General features: G+C 71.5%; 8 protein-coding genes. 7 read left to right on the top strand and 1 reads right to left on the bottom strand.

Translation table 11 applies throughout. The annotated features are described in order from the left end of the window. Positions 1–27 precede the first annotated feature (27 nt). Positions 28–1,338 carry a lysine N(6)-hydroxylase/L-ornithine N(5)-oxygenase family protein gene (locus tag ABEA43_RS46500; RefSeq protein WP_345572494.1) on the top strand — a complete coding sequence of 437 codons (1,311 nt, stop codon included), beginning with the start codon at positions 28–30 and terminating at the stop codon, positions 1,336–1,338. 53 nt (positions 1,339–1,391) lie between these two features. On the opposite strand, the gene ABEA43_RS46495 is transcribed toward ABEA43_RS46500, so the two are convergent. After that, positions 1,392–2,480, bottom strand: coding sequence for an alpha/beta hydrolase-fold protein (locus tag ABEA43_RS46495; protein WP_345572493.1), 1,089 nt, complete (start codon positions 2,478–2,480; stop codon positions 1,392–1,394). Between the two features lie 219 nt (positions 2,481–2,699). Between ABEA43_RS46495 and ABEA43_RS46490 the strand changes: the two genes are divergently transcribed. The 6 genes from ABEA43_RS46490 (at position 2,700) to ABEA43_RS46465 (ending at position 20,357) form a co-directional block, all read left to right on the top strand. Continuing rightward, the gene (locus tag ABEA43_RS46490; protein ID WP_345572492.1) at positions 2,700–3,686 is read left to right on the top strand and encodes a FecCD family ABC transporter permease; all 987 of its coding nucleotides are present in this window, start codon (positions 2,700–2,702) and stop codon (positions 3,684–3,686) included. Next, positions 3,683–4,753 (top strand): FecCD family ABC transporter permease, encoded by a 1,071-nt coding sequence (locus ABEA43_RS46485; protein WP_345572491.1) that lies wholly within the window; start codon positions 3,683–3,685, stop codon positions 4,751–4,753. Before ABEA43_RS46490 ends, ABEA43_RS46485 begins: the two co-directional genes overlap by 4 nt. Positions 4,754–4,879: 126 nt before the next feature. Beyond that, a complete protein-coding gene (locus ABEA43_RS46480) occupies positions 4,880–5,899 on the top strand; it encodes an iron-siderophore ABC transporter substrate-binding protein (RefSeq protein ID WP_345572490.1) in 1,020 nt (339 codons plus the stop codon). A gap of 46 nt (positions 5,900–5,945) precedes the next feature. After that, positions 5,946–7,733: an ABC transporter ATP-binding protein gene (locus ABEA43_RS46475; RefSeq protein ID WP_345572489.1), complete on the top strand. Its 1,788-nt coding sequence runs from the start codon at positions 5,946–5,948 to the stop codon at positions 7,731–7,733. A 56-nt stretch (positions 7,734–7,789) separates the two neighbouring features. After that, positions 7,790–18,670, top strand: a complete 10,881-nt coding sequence (locus ABEA43_RS46470; protein WP_345572488.1) for a non-ribosomal peptide synthetase — start codon at positions 7,790–7,792, stop codon at positions 18,668–18,670. Next, on the top strand, positions 18,657–20,357 hold the full coding sequence (locus ABEA43_RS46465) for an ABC transporter ATP-binding protein (protein WP_345572487.1): 1,701 nt from the start codon (positions 18,657–18,659) through the stop codon (positions 20,355–20,357). The genes ABEA43_RS46470 and ABEA43_RS46465 overlap by 14 nt, the downstream gene beginning before the upstream one ends. Positions 20,358–20,363 lie beyond the last annotated feature (6 nt).

Here is a 20,363-nt window from a genome sequence, read left to right as displayed (position 1 = left end):
CCGGATCGCTCTCTCGAAAGGCCCTCAATGCCCACTGTCGAGCAGCCCGTCCACGACCTCGTCGGCATCGGTTTCGGACCTTCCAACCTCGCCCTGGCCATCGCGCTGCGCGAGCGTCAGGCGCGTACCGGCCAGCCGATCGACGCGGTGTTCCTGGAGAAGCAGCCCTCTTTCGGATGGCACCGCGGCATGCTCCTCGAAGGCACCACGATGCAGGTCTCCTTTCTCAAGGACCTGGTCACCATGCGCGATCCCACCAGCGAATTCAGCTTTCTGTCCTATCTCAAGGCGCGCGACCGGATGCTGGACTTCATCAATCACAAGACGATGTTCCCCTCCCGTGTGGAGTTCCACGATTACCTGGAGTGGGCCGCGGCACCGTTCGCCGACCAGGTCGAGTACGCCTCAGAAGTCGTCGCGGTCACTCCCGTCACCGTCGACGGCGCGGTGGAGTACCTCGACGTGGTCGTCCGTCAGGGTGACGGGGAGCTCAGCACCCGCCGCACCCGCAACCTGATCGTCGCCGTCGGGCTGGTTCCCGCGCTACCTGACGGGATGGCCGGCGACGAACGCATTTGGCACAGTGAGGAATTCCTGGACAGGCTTCCCTCGATCACGGCGCCCCGCCGGTTGGTGGTGGTCGGCGCCGGCCAGAGCGCCGCCGAGGTGACCGACCACCTGCACGGCCACTTCCCCGGCGCCGAGGTGTGCGCGGTGTTCTCCAAATACGGCTACACCCCCGCCGACGACAGCTCCTTCGCCAACCGCATCTTCGACCCCGTCGCGGTCGACCAGTACTTCAACGCGCCCGAGACGGTCAAGGACAGCCTGCGCACCTACCACGCCTCCACCAACTACTCCGTGGTCGACCTCGACCTCATCGACGAGCTGTACCGCAGGCACTACCAGGAGAAGGTCCAGGGCAAGCAGCGGCTGCGCATCCTCAACGCCTCCAGGGTCGTCAAGGTCGCCCGGGACGCCGGGTGCGTGCGCGCCACCGTCGAGTTCCTGCCCACCGGGGAGCGCACCGTCCTGGAGGCCGACGCGCTCGTCTACGCCACCGGCTACCGGCCGGCCGACCCGATGACCCTGCTGGGCGCCGTCGGCGATCACTGCGAGCGGCTGCCCTCGGGCGCCCTGCGCATCGAGCGCGACTACCGGATCGCCACCTCCGCTCGCCTGCGCTGTGGCATCTACGTGCAGGGAGCCACCGAGCACACCCATGGCCTGGCCTCGACGCTGCTGTCCAACACCGCCGTACGGGCCGGCGAGATCGTCGACGCGGTGGCCGGCCGGCTGAGCGACAGCGGCCGCCGCGCGTACGAGTTCTCGCGCTGACCTCCGCCGGGGTGGCCGCCGGATCGGCGGCCACCCCCCGCATGATCGGCCGGCTACGTCTGGGCGAGCACCCAGGCGACGTCTCTGAGCAGGGCGTGGCGCCAGCCGGCTCGATCGTGGCCCGAGGCCGACCGCGAGACGCGCACGGTCGCACCGGCCTGTCCGGCCAGGTCCTCGACCAGCTCGCAGTGCGGGAGCATCCGCGTCTCGTGCTCCCCCACGTCGAACGCGACCCGCAGCCCGGACAGGTCCGTACGCTCCCGCAGGCGCGCGGCGATGGCACCGCCGACCGGGCCGCCCATGGGGTCGGCCGCCTCCATGGCATCGGGTGTCCACCAGAACGACGCCGACTGGCAGGCGACGCCGGAGACCAGATCAGGGAACTCCAGTGCCGCGTACATCGCGCTCAGTCCCCCGAGGCTCTGCCCGGCGACCACCAGCCGCTCCCGATCAGCGGGTAGGCCGCATTCGGCCACCAGTGGCAGCAGCTCCTCCCCGATCGCCTCCCACAGTTCGGGCCTGCACCCGAACTCGGCCTCTCTGGCCTGGGCCGGCAGGAAGACGAGCGTGACAGCGGGCATCTCCCCCTGGGCGACGGCCGCGTCGAACGCGGTCATGGCCGGGTGCAGGTACAGCCAGTCGTCCCCGTCGAGCAGCAGGACCATCGGCCCGCCGCCGCCCGCAGGGTGGACGCGCACGGTGCGCCGTCCGCCGAGCCGGTCGCTGGTCCACCGGATACGGGTGCGTGGCAGAGGCAGGACGTCGTCGGCGCCGACGGCGGGCCAGTGCGGCTGAGCAGGGGCGTCCGGGGTCGCGGCGATGGACCGGTCACCGCCCGCCCCGATCGGGTTGAACGGGTCGGCGTACACCGCGTCGTCCGTGCGGAACTGGTAGGTCACCCGCAGCCGCGCGGGCATGGCCACCTCGGCGTACCAGCAGTCCGTGCTGCGCCATCGGCGCAGGGCGACCGGCTCCGACCAGCTCTCGAAGCCGATGCTCGCCGGGGATCCGCGCCACAGGAACAGGGTCGCCCAGCCGCCGTCGCCGCCGGCGGGCACCGACGCGGGTGTCCCCGCCGCCGCCCAGAATGCGTCGGTGCCGGGTTCGCCGGGCAACCCGTACCGGGCGAAGGTGCTCTCCATCGCAGTCCTGCTCCGTCCCTACCGTCGGCTCACAGGCTAAGGATAGACTTACCTAAGTTTGAAGATCGGAAAGTGGCTCGCCGGGGTGAGGCTCGTGACGGCCCTTCTGACCGCGCGTCCCCGGTGGATCGAAGGAATAACGTACGTCGGATGATGACGACTGTGGGGAAACGTCCCCCGCCCGAGGCCACAGGGGCTCGCCGGCGGCGGGTTGCGAGCTTGGCCACGCTTGTGGTGATTCTCCTGGTCGCGGGGGCGGTGTCGTTAGCGGTCGGTGCGCGCGCGCTGAGTCCCGCGGAGGTGTGGCACGGGTTGTTCACGGCGCCGGGGCCCGACCAGCGCCTCACCGAGATCACGCTCATCGTGGAGACCGTGCGGGTGCCCAGGACCGTGCTCGCGATCGTCGCGGGCATCGCCTTGGGGGTCAGCGGAGCGCTGATCCAGGGGTACACGCGCAATCCGATCGCCGACACGGGATTGCTGGGCGTGAACTCCGGCGCCTCGTTCGCCGTGGTGTCGGTGGTCCTCCTGTTCGGGCTCTCCAATCCGTACCAGTACATCTGGTTCGCCTTCCTGGGGGCGGCGGTCGCCGGCGTCGTCGTGTTCGGGCTGGCGAGCATCGGCCGGGGGGCGGGCAGCCCGTTGACGCTCGCGCTGACCGGGCAAGGCATCGCGGTGTTCCTGGCCGCGATGACCACGGCCGTCGCGCTGTCGGACCAGGCGTCACTGAACGCGCTGAGGTTCTGGAACGCGGGCACGGTGGCCGGCGTCGGATTCGACGTCATCTGGCCGGTGACCGCGTTCATCGTGGCCGGGCTGGTGCTGGCGCTGACCACACTGCCGGCCATCAACCTGCTCAACCTGGGTGACGACGTGGCACGAGGGCTCGGGGTGAACATCAGGCTGAGCCGGACCATCGGCATCGTCGCCATCACCCTGCTGGCGGGCGCGACGACGGCGGCGTGCGGCCCCATCGCCTTCCTCGGGCTCATGGTGGCCCACGTGGCCCGGTATCTCGCCGGGCCGGACTATCGCTGGCTGGTGCCGTGCGCCGGCCTGCTCGGCGCCGTCATCCTGCTGAGCTGCGACATCGTGGGGCGCGTGGTGACACGGCCGGGCGAGTTGCAGGCCGGCGTCGTCGTCGCCCTCGTCGGCGCCCCGTTCTTCGCGGCGCTGGTGTGGCGCGGAAAGTTCAAGACGGTATGAACGAGACGGCGGTGCAGCAGCCGGTGACAGCAGGCATGAGACTCGGCCGCATGTCGTTCGTGTGGCGGCCCTGGATGGTGTTCGTCACGCTGCTGCTGGCGGCGGCGGTCTTTCTCGTGTTCTGCCTGTCCATCGGGGTCGGGGACTTCCCCATCAGCCTGCCCCAGGTGATCGCCACGCTCCTCGGCCAGGGCGAGCGGGTCGACGAGTTCGTGATCATGGATCTGCGGATGCCGCGCGCCCTGGCCGGGCTCGTCGTGGGGGTCGCGCTGGGGATGTCCGGAGCGATCACGCAGTCCATCGCGCGCAACCCGCTGGCCAGCCCGGACATTCTGGGGATCACGGGCGGCGCGAGCGCGGTCGCGGTGTTCCTGGTGACGGTGTCGGGCGGGGCCGCCACGGCGGTCGTCAACTCCGTGGGCCTGTCCGCGGCGGCACTCGCGGGCGGTCTCAGCACCGGTCTGCTGGTGTACTTCCTGGCCTGGCGACGCGGGATCAACGGCCTCCGGCTCATCCTCATCGGCATCTCGGTGAGCGCCGTGATGGAGGCGATCACGGCCTGGCTGCTGGTCACCGCCGACATCCGCGACGTGGCCCGCGCTCAGGCGTGGCTGGTCGGCTCGCTGGACAACCGCTCGTGGAGCGAGGTCTGGGTGGCGCTGTGGTGCACGCTCGCCCTCATGGCCGTCGTGGCATGCGTGGCGTTCCACCTCAGGCCGCTGCACTTCGGCGACGACGTCGCAGCGGGCCTGGGCGTCCGCTACTCGATGGTGCGGGCGGTCCTGCTGTTGTGCGCGGTGCTGCTGGCCGGTGTGGCCGTCAGCGCGGCGGGCCCGGTCCCGTTCGTCGCGCTGGTGGCGCCGCAGGTGGCGATGCGCCTGGCGCGTTACCCGACGCCTCCGATGGTGGCCTCCGGGCTGGTGGGCGCGCTGCTGCTGATCGGTGCGGACCTGGTGGCGCGTACGGCGCTGCCGCTCACCCTCCCGGTCGGCGTGGTCACCGCCGCGATCGGCGGTCCTTTCCTGGTCTATCTGCTGGTGAGAGCCAACCTCAGGCCAGGGAGATAAAAGTGAGGTTAGCCTCACCTAAGTTCTCCGTGTTACGGTTTCCCTGCTCCTCATCAGGGTTGCAGCGAATTGCATAAAGGCAAGGGATTCTCGATGCTTCTCCAACTGACAACGGTTTCGAAAACCTTGCGGCGGTTCGCAGCGGTGCTGTCCGCTGCGGCCCTCGGCGCCGGCCTCGTCGCGGGATGCGGCGCCGAGCCGGCGGACAAGCCGAGCGGCGCTACTGCGGCCACCACCACAGGTGGCGTGTTCCCGGTCACCGTGGAGCACGCGTTCGGGTCCACCCAGATCGCCAAGGCCCCCGAGCGGGTCGTCTCCGTCGGCTACACCGACGACCAGGCCATCCTCGCCTTCGGCATCAAGCCGGTCGGCATGGTCGATCAGTACCCGAACCCGGCGGGCAAGACTCCCGACGTCAACACCCAGTGGCCCTGGGTGAAGGACAAGTGGGGCGACACCCGTCCCGAGGTCATCATGACCAACGGGGACTCCGGCCCGAACTATGAGAAGATCGCCGCGCTGCGGCCCGATCTGATCATCGCGGTCTACTCCGAGATCGACCAGGCCGCCTACGACCGGCTCTCCAAGATCGCCCCGACGGTGGGCCGCACCAAGGGCGAGAAGGAGCCGTTCAGCGCGCCGTGGCAGGACAACGCGGCGCACATCGCCAAGGCGCTCGGCAAGGCGGACGAGGGCGCCAAGCTGGTGCAGGGCATCCAGGACCAGCTCGACACGGCTCGTAAGGAGCACCCGGAGTTCGCGGACCGGACCGCGGTCGCGGTGTCCTGGTACAAGAACTCGGTCGCGCCGTTCACCACCACCGACGTTCGCGGGCGGCTGGTGTCCGGCATCGGCTTCAAGGGCGCGACGGAGATCGACAAGATCGCGGGCGGCAGCTTCTACACCGTGCTGTCCCCCGAGCGCATCGACCTGATCGACGTCGACCGCATCTTCGTCATCGCCGACCAGGCCGACCAGGACGCGCTGAAGAAGTTCGAGTTGTTCGCCAACCTGCCCGCGGTCAAGAACGGCAAGGTGTCCTACCTGCTGGACAGCGAGGGGCCGGCGATCGGCGCGGCCATGTCGCAGGGCACGCTGCTGTCGCTGCCGTACGCGATCGACGAGCTCGTCAAGTCGGCCGGCTAGAGATGTCCTTGAGCGCGTCCTGTCCCCGAGCCGCCACGGTCCGGGCGTGAGCACCACCGGCACGCGCGCCACCTCGGCCATCCTGCGCACGGCGACCGGACGCGAGGCCACCCGATGGGTGGCCGCGCACACCCGCGAGGTGCCCTGGCTGACGAGCGCCGGCGTGCTCACCACGGTGGCGGGGGCGGCGCTCCAGGTGGTGCCGGTCTTCGTGCTCGGCCAGGTGGTCGACGGGGTGGTCGAGGGCGGACCGCGGTCGGTCCTGGTCACCGTCGGGATGCTGATGGTGGCCGCCGCGCTGCTCGGCTCGGCGACCATCGCGGCGTCGACGTACCTGATCGGGCGGCTGGGCGCGGATCTGCTCGCGAAACTGCGGGAGGCCGCCGTCCAGGCGGTGCTGGGCATGCCCAGCGCGCGGATCGAGCAGGTCGGCCGGGGCGACGTGCTGTCCAGGGTGGGTGACGATGTGGCCGTGGTGTCCAAGGGCATCCGGACGGCCGTCCCCACGGTGTTCTCGGCGGGTGTGCTGGTCGTCATCGCCACGATCGGCATGTTCGGGCTGGACTGGCGGCTCGGCCTGGCGGGCGCCGCCGCGCTGCCCGCGTACTGGCTGGCCCTGCGCTGGTATCTCCCCCGATCCGCACCGCTCTACCAGAAGCAGCGCGAAGCCCAGGCCGATCGCGCGCAGGCGCTGATCAGTGGCCTGAACGGGATCGGCACCGTCCGGGCCTACCGCCTGGAGAACGCCTTCCGCGAGCAGGTCACCAGCGAGTCGTGGCGGGTACGCGATCTCGGTGTCGAAGTGTTCCGGTTCTTCGGCCGGTTCGTCGGCAGGGAGAACCGCGCCGAGTTCATCGGGCTGGTCCTCATCATCGTGGTGGGATACCTCCTGCTGGAGGCCGGCGCCGTCACCTTGGGCGAGGCGTCGGTCGCCCCGCTGCTGTTCCACCGGCTGTTCAATCCGCTGGGCGCCATCATGTTCACCTTCGACGAGGCACAGAAGTCGGGCGCGAGCCTGACCCGGCTGGTCGGAGTGCTGGGCGAGGCGGCGGAGGACAGGCTGGTGGGCCACGCGGCCGCCGGGTCCGCGGACGCCGGGCCGTACCGGGTGACGGTGGAAGGACTGACGTTCAGCTACCCCGGCTCCGAGCACCCGGTCCTGCTGGACGTCGACCTGGTGATCCCCGCAGGCGGTTCGCTCGCCCTGGTGGGGGCGACGGGCGCGGGCAAGACGACGCTGGCCGCGCTGATCGCGGGCATCGGGACCCCGCAGGCCGGATCCGTGCGCATCGGATCGACCGACCTCGCCGGCCTCGACGAGGCCGGAGTGCGGGCCCTGGTGAGCATCCTGACGCAGGAGACGCACGTGTTCTCCGGTTCGCTCGCCGACGACCTGCGCCTGGCCGCTCCCGAGGCGACCGACGCCGAGCTGATGGACGCGTTGCGCACAGTCGGCGCCGAGCCGTGGGTCGCGGCGCTGCCCGACGGCCTGACCACCATGGTCGGCGAGGGCGGCGAGCGCCTGGACGGCACCAAGGTGGCCCAGATCGCGCTGGCCCGGCTGGTGCTGGGCCGATCACCGGTGGTGGTGCTGGACGAGTCGACCGCGGAGGCGGGCAGTCAGGGCGCCGCCGAGCTGGAGCGAGCCGTGTCGGCCGCGTGCCTGAACCGCACCACGCTGCTCGTGGCACACCGGCTGACCCAGGCGATGGCGGCCGACCGCATCGCCGTGCTGGACGCGGGACGCGTGGTGGAGCAAGGGACACACGACGAACTGGTCGCTCTGGGCGGCCGATACGCGCAGCTGTGGCGCGCGTGGCAAGACGGCAGTTAGGGCATATCGAATTAGGTTAGGCTAACCTTCATATGAAAGGGACAGCTGAGTCTTCGATGATGGAACCGAGCACTCGTGTCGCACTCCTCTCCCCCGCGCACCTGGACAACGTGCGCCGGCGGATCGGCGACCATCCCGACAGGACCATCGCCGAGGCGTGTGCCATCGGGCTCGCCTACTGGGCGACGGGCCAGAGCCCCGGCAGCCTCGAGCTCACCCCCGGAACTCTGTTCGCCGACGTCGTCGGATGGGCCGGCAACGGCGGGGACGGAGTCGGCGGCTGGACGGCCGGCGCGGACGGCCGGAGCATCACCGTCCCCGAAGGCGTCGTGCTGACCGACGCGCAGCTCGCACTCGACGACCTGACCGACTTCCCGGACCGGCCCATCGGCACCATCGGCCCGTCCAGCGTGCCGGCCCGGCTCGAAGCCCTGGCCCAGTGGAACGACACCAAGGCCGACCGGGTCCGCCCGACCATCGTGGAGATGTTCCGCGAGCAGGTTCGCACCAGGCCGGACGCCATCGCCATCGTCGACGATCATCGGTCGCTGACCTACCGCGCGGCGGCCGAGCTGTCCAACCAGCTGGCCCACCACCTGATCGAACGCGGGCTCACCGCCGAACAGATCGTCGGCATCTCGCTGGGCCGCTCCGCCGAGATGGTGATCGGCCTGCTCGGCGTCCTGCAGGCGGAGTGCGCGTTCGTACCGCTCGATCCGCACTGGCCCGCCGCGCGCCGGGCGGTCGTCATCGACGACGCCCAGGTCGTGCTGCAGCTCAACGACTCCGGCGAGCACGACGCGGGTGAACCGGAGGCCGTGGCCGTCGATCTCGGCGACTGGCGGTTCGGCTCCTATCCCACCGAGGACACCGAGGCCGCCATCCCCGGCCCCGCCCTGGCGTACGTGATCTTCACCTCCGGTTCGACCGGGCGGCCCAAGGGCGCGATGATCCGGCACGAGGCCATCAGCGAGCGCCTGCTGTGGCAGAGCAAGGAGATCCTGGGCTTCACCCACGACGACGCGTCGCTGTTCAAGGCGCCGTTGTCGTTCGACATCTCCATCAACGAGATCTTCCTGCCGCTGGTGCGCGGCGGCAAGCTGGTGGTCCTGCGGCCCGGCGGCGAACGCGATCCGCACCATCTGCTGAGCGTGATCGCCGAGCAGCGCGTCACCTTCACCTACCTGGTGTCGTCCATGCTGGACGTGCTGCTGGAGATCGCGGGCGACTCCGGCCGGCTGGACAGCCTGAGGCATGTCTGGTGCGGCGGCGAGGTGCTGACCCCGGAGCTGTACGAACGGTTCCGCACCAAGCTCGACATCCCCCTCTACCACGGCTACGGCCCGGCCGAGACCACGATCGGCGTCTCGCACGTCATCTACCGGGGCGCGGCCGAGCGCCTGTCGACGTCGATCGGCAAGGCCAACCCCAACACCGAGCTGTACGTGCTGGACGAGGAGCTGCGCCCGGTCCCGGTCGGCGTCGGCGGCGAGCTGTACGCGGGCGGGTTCCTCCTGGGACGCGGCTACGTCAACGCCCCCGGCCTGACGGCCTCCCGGTTCGTGGCGAATCCGTTCGCCGGTGACGGGTCCCGGCTGTACCGGACCGGCGACCTCGCGCGGTTCGCCCCGGACGGGTCGCTGGACTTCCTCGGCCGGGCCGACAACCAGATCAAGATCCGCGGCATGCGGCTGGAGATCGAGGACGTCGAGATCGGTCTCGCGGAGCACCCCCGCGTCCGGCACACCTGCGTCGTCGCGAAGAAGAACGCGGCAGGCGGCACCTACCTGGTGGGGTACGTGATCCCGGTGGCCGGGAGCCAGGACCTGCGTGCGGACGAGGTCAAGGCGTGGGCCGCCGAGCACATGGTCGAGTACATGGTGCCCGCGCACATCGTCGTGATGACGGCGTTCCCGCTCACCCCGAACGGCAAGCTCGACCGCGACGCGCTGCCGGAGCCGGTGATCGGGGACGGCCCGTTCATCGCGCCCGCCACCGAGAACGAGCGCGTGGTGAGCGCGGCGGTGGCGTCGGTCCTGCAGCTGGACGAGGTGGGCGCCGACCAGAACTTCTTCAGGCTCGGCGGGGACAGCATCCTGGCCATCTCGCTGCTCAGCGTGCTGCGCGCCGCGGGCCTGCACGTCACGGCGGCGCAGATCTTCGCCAACAGCACCGTACGGGGGCTGGCGGCGGTGGCGAGCCGTGATGACCTCTCCGCCGTCGATCACGAGGATGTCGCGACCGGCTCCGTCGTCGGGGCGCCCATCGTGCAGTGGCTCGGCGAGAACACCCACGCGATCGACGGCTTCGTGCAGTCGACGGTGCTGAACACCCCGGCGGACCTGACCGCCGACGCCCTCGACGAGATGCTCACCGCCCTGCTGAGGCGGCACGACATGCTGCGCGCCAAGCTGGTGCGCGGCGCCCGCTGGGGCTTCGACATCCCGGAGGCGGACCAGGCCGTCGCGGAGTGGCGGCAGAGCGACCGGCCGCTCGACGAGTGCGTCCAGCTCGCCACCGACGGGCTCGACCCGGACAACGGCGTCATGCTCCGCGCCGTCTGGCGGCGCGAAGCCCGGCAACTCGTCCTGGTCGCCCATCACGTGGTGATCGACGGCGTTTCCTGGCGGGTCCTGATGGACGACCTGGCCACGGCATGGCGGCAGCTCACCTCCGGCACACCGATCGAGCTGCCCGCGGCAGGCACGTCGTTCCGGCGCTGGACACAGTTGCTGGAGCGCGCGACGTTCGGCACGGACCGCGGCTACTTCCAGCGTCCCCTGCCCGGAACGGACGGACCGCTGGGCAGGCGTCCGCTGTCCGAGTCCGACACCGTCGCGCGTGAGAGGGTTCAGGCCGTCTCGGTCAGCCCCGAGGTCACCGCCGCGCTGCTGGGCGAGGTCCCCGCGAGGTTCCACGCGGGCGTCAACGACGTGCTGCTGACCGCGCTCGCCATCGCCCTCGCCCGGTGGCGCCGCGGCCTCGGGCAGGACCAGACGTTCGCGCACATCGAGCTCGAAGGTCACGGCCGCGAAGGACGGTTCGTGGCGGACGCCGCCGGCTTCGAGCCGGACCTGTCGCGGACCGTAGGCTGGTTCACCACGCTGTTCCCGGTGACCGTGGACCCGGGCGCGACGGACGATTTCACCGCCCCCGGCTACCTGACCGCCGCGCTCAAGTCGGTCAAGGAACACCTCGCCCAGGTGCCGGGCAACGGCGTGTCCTACGGCGCCCTGCGCTACCTGACCGGCACCAGGTTCGACGCGCCCGCCCCGCAGGTGCTGTTCAACTACCTGGGCCGCTTCGACGCGGGCGCGTCCGGGGACTGGCAGCTCGCAGGCGCCACCGGGCAGCTGGGCGAGAAGCGCGACCCGCGAATGCGCCTGCCGCGCGCCCTGGAGTTCAACGCCATCGCCGAACCCGGCCCGACCGGCGAGTACGAGCTGGTCACCACCATCTCGTGGCCGGACGGAGTGTTCGCCGACGAGGACATCACGGCGATCGGCGCGTACTTCCGGGCGGCCTTGACCGGGCTGGCCACGCTCGACCAGGGCGGCCACTCCCCCAGCGACTTCGGCGCGGTCCCGCTCACCCAGGCCGATGTCGACGCCCTGGACGGCCCCGCGCTGCGGGACATCCTGCCGCTGACCCCGCTGCAGGAGGGCCTGTACTTCCACTCCGTCTTCGACGACGACTCTCCGGGCAGCTACGTCGAGCAGCAGGTGCTGACGTTGAACGGCGAGGTGAGCGCCGACCGGCTCGCGGCGGCGGCCACCCGGCTGCTCACCCTGTACCCGAACCTGGCCGCGCGGTTCGTGGCCCTCGCCGACGGCCGGGTGGTCTCGGTGCTGGAGAGCGGCGTCGAGGCGCCGTTCACCACGGTGGAGCGCCCCGGCATCACCGGCGAGGAGATCCGCGAGCACGCCGAGCGGGACCGCCGCGCCGGGTTCGACCTGGCCACCGGCCCGCTGATGCGCTTCACCCTCATCCGCGCGGGCGCCGGCCGCAGCGTGCTGGTGCAGACCGTGCACCACATCGTCGCCGACGGCTGGTCGGTGCCCCCGATGCTGCGCGCGCTGCTGGCGGAGTACCACGCGCCGGGGACCGTGTACCCGAAGGGCGACTTCTCCGACTACGTACGCTGGCTCGCCGCCCGCGACGACGACGAGAGCGACTGGGTCTGGCGCGATGAGCTCGCAGAGCTGCCAGGCCCTTCGCTGGTCGCCGAGGGCCACACCCCGTCCGGCCGGTTCGCCGACACCGCTGTGGAGCCGGACGACGACGTCGACGCGGCCGTCCGGTCAGCGGGTGTGCCCCTGAGCGTCGCCGTGCACAGCGCGTGGGCGGTGACGCTGGGCGGCATCCTGCACAGCCAGGACGTGGTGTTCGGCTCCACGGTGTCCGGGCGCGACGCGCAGGTGCCCGGCATCGAGGACATGGTGGGGCTGCTCATCAACACGATCCCCGTACGCGCCCGCTGGGACGGCACCACCACGGCGCGCGACCTGCTCACCTCGGTACGGGACCACCAGAGCGCGGTGCTGCCGCACCAGCATGTCTCCCTGACCAGGATCGGCCGTCAGATCGGCAGCGGCCCGCTGTTCGACACCCTGGTGGTGTTCGACATCGCGGCGGACGTGGACGCTCTGCGCAGGCCCGGCGGCGAATTCGCGATCACCGGGATCGTGAACGAAGGCGCCCCGCACTACCCGTTGACGCTCGTGGTGGAGCGCGCGCTCGACGGTCGCCCGCGATTCAACCTGATCTACGACGGCGACCTGCTGCGGGAGACGCACGCCCAGGCGATCCTGCGCACGTTCACCCAGGCCCTGACCGGCCTGCTCACCCGGCCGGACGACCTGGTGCGGGACGGCGCGACACGACGCACCGCGCCGATCACGCCGCCGATCACGCCGGCGACGCTGGGCGGGCTGTTCGACGCCGCCGCGAACCGCGATCCGGCCGCCGTCGCCGTCACCCAGTGCGCCCTGGACGGCAGCACCCGCTCGCTCACCTATGGCGAGCTGGCGGAGGCGAAGAACGAGCTGGCCGCGGCGCTGCGCGCGGCCGGGGTCGGACCGGGCGAACGGGTCGCCGTCGCCGTCCCGCGCTCCCTTGAGCAGGTCGCCGCCCTGGTCGCGATCGTCACGGCGGGCGGCGCGTACGTGCCGCTGGAGCCGGCCTACCCGGACGAACGCCTGGAGTACATCCTCGCCGACGCCGCCCCGCGGGTCGTTCTCGTGGACCGGGAACACCGCGACCGCTTCACGGAGCTGGCGGCCCGGGCGGGCGTGCCGGCCCGCGTGCTGGTCCAGGGGGATGAGCTGCCGCTGGACACCACCACGCCTGAGGTCGGCCGGCACGACCCGGCGTACGTGATCTACACCTCCGGTTCGACCGGCAGGCCCAAGGGCGTCGTCGTCCCGCACTCCAGCGTGGTGACGCTGCTCGCGAACACCCGGCCCGACATGGACTTCGGACCTCATGACGTGTGGGTCCAGTTCCACTCCTACTCCTTCGACTTCTCCGTGTGGGAGCTGTGGGGCGCGCTGGCGCACGGCGGCGAGCTGCTGGTGCCGGAGTACGGCCTGACCCGCTCCCCGGTCGACTTCCACCGGCTGGTCCGCGAGCGCGGGGTGACCGTGCTCAACCAGACCCCGTCGGCGTTCTACCAGTTCATCGAGGCCGACCGGCACGCCGGCGAGCCGGTCACCTCGCTGCGCCGGATCATCTTCGGCGGCGAGGCACTGGATCTCGGGCGGCTGCGCGGCTGGGTCGAGCGGCACGGCACCGGCTCGCCCCAACTGGTCAACATGTACGGCATCACCGAGACCACCGTCCACGTCACGCACCGGGTGCTGACCGGCGACGACTTCGCCTCCGGCGACGACGCCAGCCCGATCGCCAGCCCGATCGGCCGCCCGATCCCCGGCCTGGTCACCTACCTGCTCGACGACCGGCTCCGGCCGGTGCCGCCGGGCCGGCCGGGCGCCATCTACGTCGCCGGCGACCAGGTGTCGCTCGGCTACCTGGGCAGGCAGGAGCTCACCGCGAGCCGGTTCGTGGCGAACCCGTTCACCGGCGACGGCTCCCGCATGTACCACACGGGGGATCTCGCCCGCCGCACGATCGACGGCGAGCTGGAGTTCACCGGCCGCGCCGACGATCAGGTGCAGCTCAAGGGCTTCCGCATCGAGCTCGGCGAGGTGGAGTCCGCGATCAGGGAGCTCGACGGCGTGGCCGACGTGGCCGTCACCGTGGCGGGCAGCGGCGATCACCTGGTCGCGCACGTCGTGGGCCGGGTGCCCGGCGACTTCGCCGGCCTGCTGTCGGCGAAACTGCCCGCGCACATGGTGCCGGGCCGGATGCTCCAGGTCGGCGCCCTGCCCCTGACGGTCAACGGCAAGCTGGACCGCAAAGCCCTGAGCGAGCGCGCCGACACCCCGGTGGTCACGGGTGAATCCACGCTCGCCGCACTGACCGGCATCTTCGCCGAGGTGCTGCCCGGCTCCGACGCGGACGGCGACACCGACTTCTTCAGGGCCGGAGGCGACAGCATCGTCGCCATCACCGTGGTCAACCGGGCCAGGGCGCTCGGCCTGCCGATCTCCCCACGGGAGGTGTTCCTGCTCAGGACACCACGCGCGCTCGCCGAACACCTCGGTACACACCCCGTACAGGACATGGCGCCCGCCCTCCGTGCGGACGGCCCGCTGACACCGACGCCGATCATCCTGCGCCAGCGAGAGCTGGGCGGCTCCCTCGCCCGGTTCGCCCAGGCCAGGACACTGGTGGCACCCGAGAGTGCCTCCTTCGCCGACGCCGGGCGCGCCGCGAACGCCGTCGTGGCCGCGCACCCGGTCCTCCGGCTGCGGCTGCGCGCCGAGCACGGGGTGTGGGCGCTGCGCACCGACCCCGTCCGCGAGGTCACCGTCGTCAGCACGGACGCGACCGACGCGACGGCCGTGGCGAACGACGACGCCGGCCGGCTCGATCCCGGATCCGGGCAGATGATCGCGTTCTCGTGGCTGGCGGCGAGCCGGACCCTGGTGATCACCGTGCACCACCTCGCCATCGACGCGGTGTCCTGGCTGGTCCTGCTCGACGACCTGGCCACCGCCCTGCGCGGGGCGGCCCCGGCGCCGCCGACGACGTCCTATGCCGAGTACGCCGACGCGCTGACGACCGGCGCCGCCCACGCGACCGACGACCTCGGACACTGGATCACCACGCTCGAAGCGCCCGCGCTGCTGCCCGCGATCGAGGGGCTGCGCGAGATCACGGTGGAGGTCCCACCCGGACTGACCACCCGCGTGACGCGTATCGCCCCCGCCGCGCTCGGCGTCGGTCTCACCGAGCTGCTGTGCGGCGCGCTGCGCACCGCGCTGACCCACGTCCAGCCCTCGCCCGCCGACCTCGCGATCGAGCTGGAGCGGCACGGCCGGGTCCCGATGCGCGAACACCACGACTACACCCGCACGATCGGCTGGTTCACCTCCATCGCACCCGTGCGGCTCACGGCGCACACCGACCCCGTCGCCGCGGCGCGCGAGGTCGCCGAACGCCAGCCGGACGAGCGCGGGCACGTCGCCTACGGCCAGCTCAGGTACCTCAACCCGCAGACGGCACCGCTGCTGAACACCCGCCCGCAGGTGCTGTTCAACTACCTCGGCCGGGCCAGTGAGTCACAAGCGCTGACCATCACCGGCGGCGAGCAGGGCAGCCCGTACGCCGTCGAGGTCAACGCGTGGATCGACGCGGCCACCGGAAACCTGCGCGCGGCCTTCACCCTCGCGGAAGGCATCCCCGACGAACTCACCGAGCACTGGCGGCGCGCGCTGGAGCACATCGCGGACGCCTGCGCGACGGCCGAGCGGACGGCGCCGGTGACCCCGCTGCAGAAGGGGCTGTATTTCCAGGCCCAGCTGGCGGGCTCGGCCGGACCGTACGTCGCCCAGAACTACTTCGCCTTCGACCGGCGTCTGGACACCGGCGCCCTGGCCGAGGCGATGACGTACGTGATCGCGCGGCACCCCGTCGTGGGCGCCGGTTTCACCACCGACGACGCCGGAGATCCCGTCCAGGTCCTGGCCGCGGACCGGCGGATCGAGGTCCGCACGGTCGAACTGGCCACGGACGCGGACGTCGACACTCTGCGCGCCCGGGACCGCGCCACAGGCTTCGACCTGGGTGAGCCACCGCTGATCCGGCTGACCGTGGTGCGCCGGCCCGGCGAGCGCGACGGCCTGCTGCTGAGCTATCACCTGCTGCTGTGGGACGGCTGGTCACGCGAGATCGTGCTGCGGGACCTGTTCGACGCCTACCGGGCCGTCGTCGCGGGAGAGCGGCCGGACCCGGCCCCGGCCACGCCGAGCTTCGAGGACTACGCCCGGGCGCTCGACGCCAAGGACCTCTCCGCGTCCGAACGCTTCTGGGCGGAGCACCTGAGCGGCCTCCCCGGCCCGACGCTGCTCGCCGGACCGGCGCCGTCGCCGTCGGACGACCTGCCGCACGCACTCGTCCGCACCTTGTCCGCAGAACAGTCGGAGCTGCTGCGAGCAGCGGCCAGGACGCACGGTGTCACGCTGAACTCGGTGCTGACCGGCGCGCTCGGCCTGCTGCTGGGCGCCCACACCGGCCGCGGCGACGCCGTGTTCGGCGTGACCGTCTCCGGCCGGGAGGGCGAGGGCCTGTCCGGCATCGTCGGCGTGCTGCTCAACACCGTCCCCACCTGGACGCGCGCACGGCCGGACGACACGGTGCGGGACTACCTGACCGCCGTGCAGACGGCCAGGGTCGCGGCGATGGAGCACGAGCACCTGGGGCTCGGCGAGATCCAGCGGGCCAGCGGGCACGACACCCTGTTCGACAACCTGTTCGTGCTGCAGAACTTCCTGGACATGGACGCGTTCGCCACGATGAACGCCAGGCACGGCATCACCGCGGTGCAGGCCGACGACTCCACGCACTACCCGTTCACCTGGGTCGTCACGCCTGGCGACCGGCTCACGGTCAAGCTGGAGCATCGCGCCGACGACGCGGAGCGCGCCCGCGGCCTCCTGGACGACTACCTGCGGGTGCTCGACGACCTGACCCGCTCGACCGGGCCGGTGGGCGCGCTGCGGGGCCTGGGGCCCGAACCCGAGCCGGCCGGGCGGACGGATGTCGGCACGGACACCGTGGTCGACCGGTTCGACCAGGCGGCGGACCGCGGCCCGCAACGCGTCGCGCTCGTCGCCCACGGCCAGACCATGACGTTCGCCCAGCTCAGGGACCGCAGCCGCGCGGTGGCGGGGGTCCTCGCCGCACGCGGCATCGGCCCCGGGATGACCGTGGGTCTCGCGATCCCGCGTTCCCTCGACTCTATCGTGGCACTGTTCGCCGTCCTGCGCGTCGGCGCCGCGTACGTGCCGCTGGAGCTGGACCACCCGGACGAGCGGATCGCCGCGATCGTCGCGGACGCCCGCCCGGACGTCATCCTCACCGTGAGCGCCGTCTCCCGCCGGCTGACCGGCGACCTGATCGAGCTGGACCGTCCCCTGCCCGAGGCCGAGCCGTTCGTCACCTTCGCACCGGACGACCCGGACCGCCTGCGACACCCCGCGTACACGATCTACACCTCAGGATCGACCGGGAAGCCCAAGGGCGTGGTGACCGAGCACAGCGGGCTCACCAACATGCTGATCAACCATCAGCGCCGCATCTTCGAGCCGGTGCTGGCGGAGCACGCCCACCGGGTCTTCCGCATCGCGCACACCGTGTCGTTCGCGTTCGACATGTCGTGGGAGGAGCTCCTGTGGCTCGCCGACGGCCACGAGGTGCACATCTGCGACGAGGAGCTGCGACGCGACGCGCCCCGTCTGGTCGAATACTGCCTGGAGCACCGGATCGACGTCATCAACGTGACCCCCACCTACGCGCAGCAGCTCGTGGCCGAGGGCCTGCTCGACGACCCCGCGCGGCGGCCCCCGCTGGTGCTGCTGGGCGGCGAGGCCGTCACCCCGACGCTGTGGCACCGGCTCGCCGCGACCGAGGGGACGGCCGGCTACAACCTGTACGGGCCCACCGAGTACACCATCAACACCCTCGGCGTCGGCACCTTCGAGTGCCAGGACCCGGTGGTGGGCGTGGCCATCGACAACACCGACGTGTACGTGCTGGACCCATGGCTGCGGCCCGTGCCCGACGACGTACCCGGCGAACTGTACGTGTCGGGCATCGGCATCGCGCGCGGCTATCTCGGCCAGCCCGCCCAGACCGCGCACCGGTTCGTCGCCTGCCCGTTCGGCGAACCCGGCGAGCGCATGTACCGCACCGGGGACCTCGTGACCCGGCGGCCCGACGGGAACCTGGCGTACCTGGGCCGCACCGACCAGCAGGTCAAGATCCGGGGCCACCGGGTCGAGCTGGGCGAGGTCGAGGCCGCGTTCACCGCACACCCGGCGGTACGGTTCGCCGCCGCGGTCGCCCAGCCCGACCCGCAGGTCGATGGCGCGTACCGGCTGGCCGCCTACCTCGTGCTGGGCGGCTCCGACCTGGCGGCGGTCGCCGCCGAGGTGGGCGCCGGGCTCCCGGACTACCTGCGCCCCACGCACTACGCCCAGGTCGACGCCATCCCCCTGACGGTGAACGGGAAGGCCGACACCAAGGCGCTGCCGGAGGCCAGGCCCTTGGGGGCGCTGACCACGGCGGGCGAGCGCGGCCCGGCGACCGAGACCGAGACCGCGGTGTGCGAGCTCTTCGCCGAGGCGCTGGACCTGGATGACGACGAGGTGAGCGCGGTGGGCGACTTCGTGGCCCTCGGGGGACACTCCATGCTGGCGGTACGGCTGATCGGGCTGCTCCGCCGCGCGTACGGTCCCGTGATCACCATTCGTGACCTGTTCGCCCTGCGGACCCCCGAAGCGATTGCCCGGCACCTCGATGACCGCTCCTGACGACCAGGGCCCCTGCACGGGGTCCGCCATCCTCTGGACCGCGCTGCGGCGCAACGCGGGCCCCATGACCTGGGGCACCGTCCTGATGGGCATGTACCAGGCCGGCGAGACCGCCTTCCCCATCGCACTCGGCCTGATCGTCGAGCACACGTTGCAGAACCGCAGCCTCGGCTCTCTCGGCTGGTCGGTCGCCGCGCTGGCCGTGATCATCACCACGGTGTCGCTGTCGTGGCGGTTCGGGATGCGCGTCCTGCAGAAGGCCAACACGACCGAGGCACACCGCTGGCGCGTACAGGTCGCGGCCGCCGGGCTGCAACCGGTGGCCAGGGACGTCGACCTCAAGTCCGGTGAGGTCCTGACCATCGCCACCGAGGACGCCGACCAGACCGCCGACATCATCGAGGTGGTGCCGCTGCTGATCAGCTCACTGGTCGCGGTGCTGATCACGGCGGTCGCGCTGGGCATCGCCAGCGTCCAGCTCGGCCTGCTGGTGATCGCGGGGACCATCGCGATCCTGTCGATCCTGAGCGTGCTGTCCAGGCGAATCGGCACCGGCACCCGTGAACAGCAGGCCCGGGTGGCGCGGGCGGGCGCGAAGGTCGCCGACCTGATCACCGGCCTGCGCCCGCTGCACGGTTTCGGCGGCAACCACGCGGGGTTCCTGTCCTACCGGAAGGTCAGCACGGAGGCGAAAAGCCAGGCGATCGCCGTCGCCAAGGTGAACGGCGCGTACGCCGGCACCGCGTTGGCACTCAACGCGGTGCTCGCCACCGCTGTGACCCTGACGGCGGGCTGGCTGGCCTTCAACGACCAGATCACCATCGGCCAGCTCGTCATGGCCGTCGGACTGGCGCAGTTCATCATGGAACCGCTCAAGTTGTTCTCGGAGATGCCGAAGTACGTGATGATCGCGCGCGCGTCGGCCGAGCGGATGGCGCTGGTGCTGGCCGCGCCGCCCGTGATGACCCCGGGCACGGGGCGCGTGTCCGCAGGCGGAGACCTCGAGGTCGACAGCGTCCGGTACGGCCTCCTGCGCGAGTTGAAGTTCCACGTGTCCGCCGGCGAGTTCGTGGCGATCACCGCCTACCAGCCGCGCGCGGCGGCCGACCTGGCCGCGATCCTGGCCGCGAACGTCCCGCCCGGCACGTACGAGGGGGTGGTGCGGGTCAGCGGGCAGGAGATCGCGGACCTGTCGATCGAGGCGATCCGCGAGCACATCCTGGTGAACCCGTACGACGGGGAGATCTTCGCCGGCACCCTCCGCACGAACATCGACCCGGCGGGCGCCGGCCGGATGGTCCCCGAGGCCGTCGAGGCGTCCATGCTGACCGACGTCGTCGGCCTCCACCGCGAGGGGCTCGACTACGGCGTCCGCGACCGCGGCGCCAACCTCTCCGGCGGGCAGCGCCAACGGCTGTCCCTGGCCCGCGCCCTCGCTGCCGACGCCGACATCCTGGTCCTGCATGACCCGACGACGGCGGTGGACGCGGTCACCGAACAGCTCATCGCGCGCAACCTCGCGAAACTACGCCGGAACCGCACCACCATCGTGATCGCCAGCAGCCCGGCACTCCTGGATGCCGCCGACCGGGTCCTGGTGCTGGACGGCGGCGTCATCACCGCGGACGACACCCATCGCAACCTCCTGGCCGACGACGAGGACTACCGCCTGGCCGTGGCCCGCTGACCTGGC

Source organism: Nonomuraea rosea, from assembly GCF_039539705.1.
Lineage (GTDB): Bacteria > Actinomycetota > Actinomycetes > Streptosporangiales > Streptosporangiaceae > Nonomuraea > Nonomuraea rosea.
The sequence above is the reverse complement of the archived record's forward strand: the minus strand, read 5'-3'. Positions and strand labels throughout refer to the sequence as shown.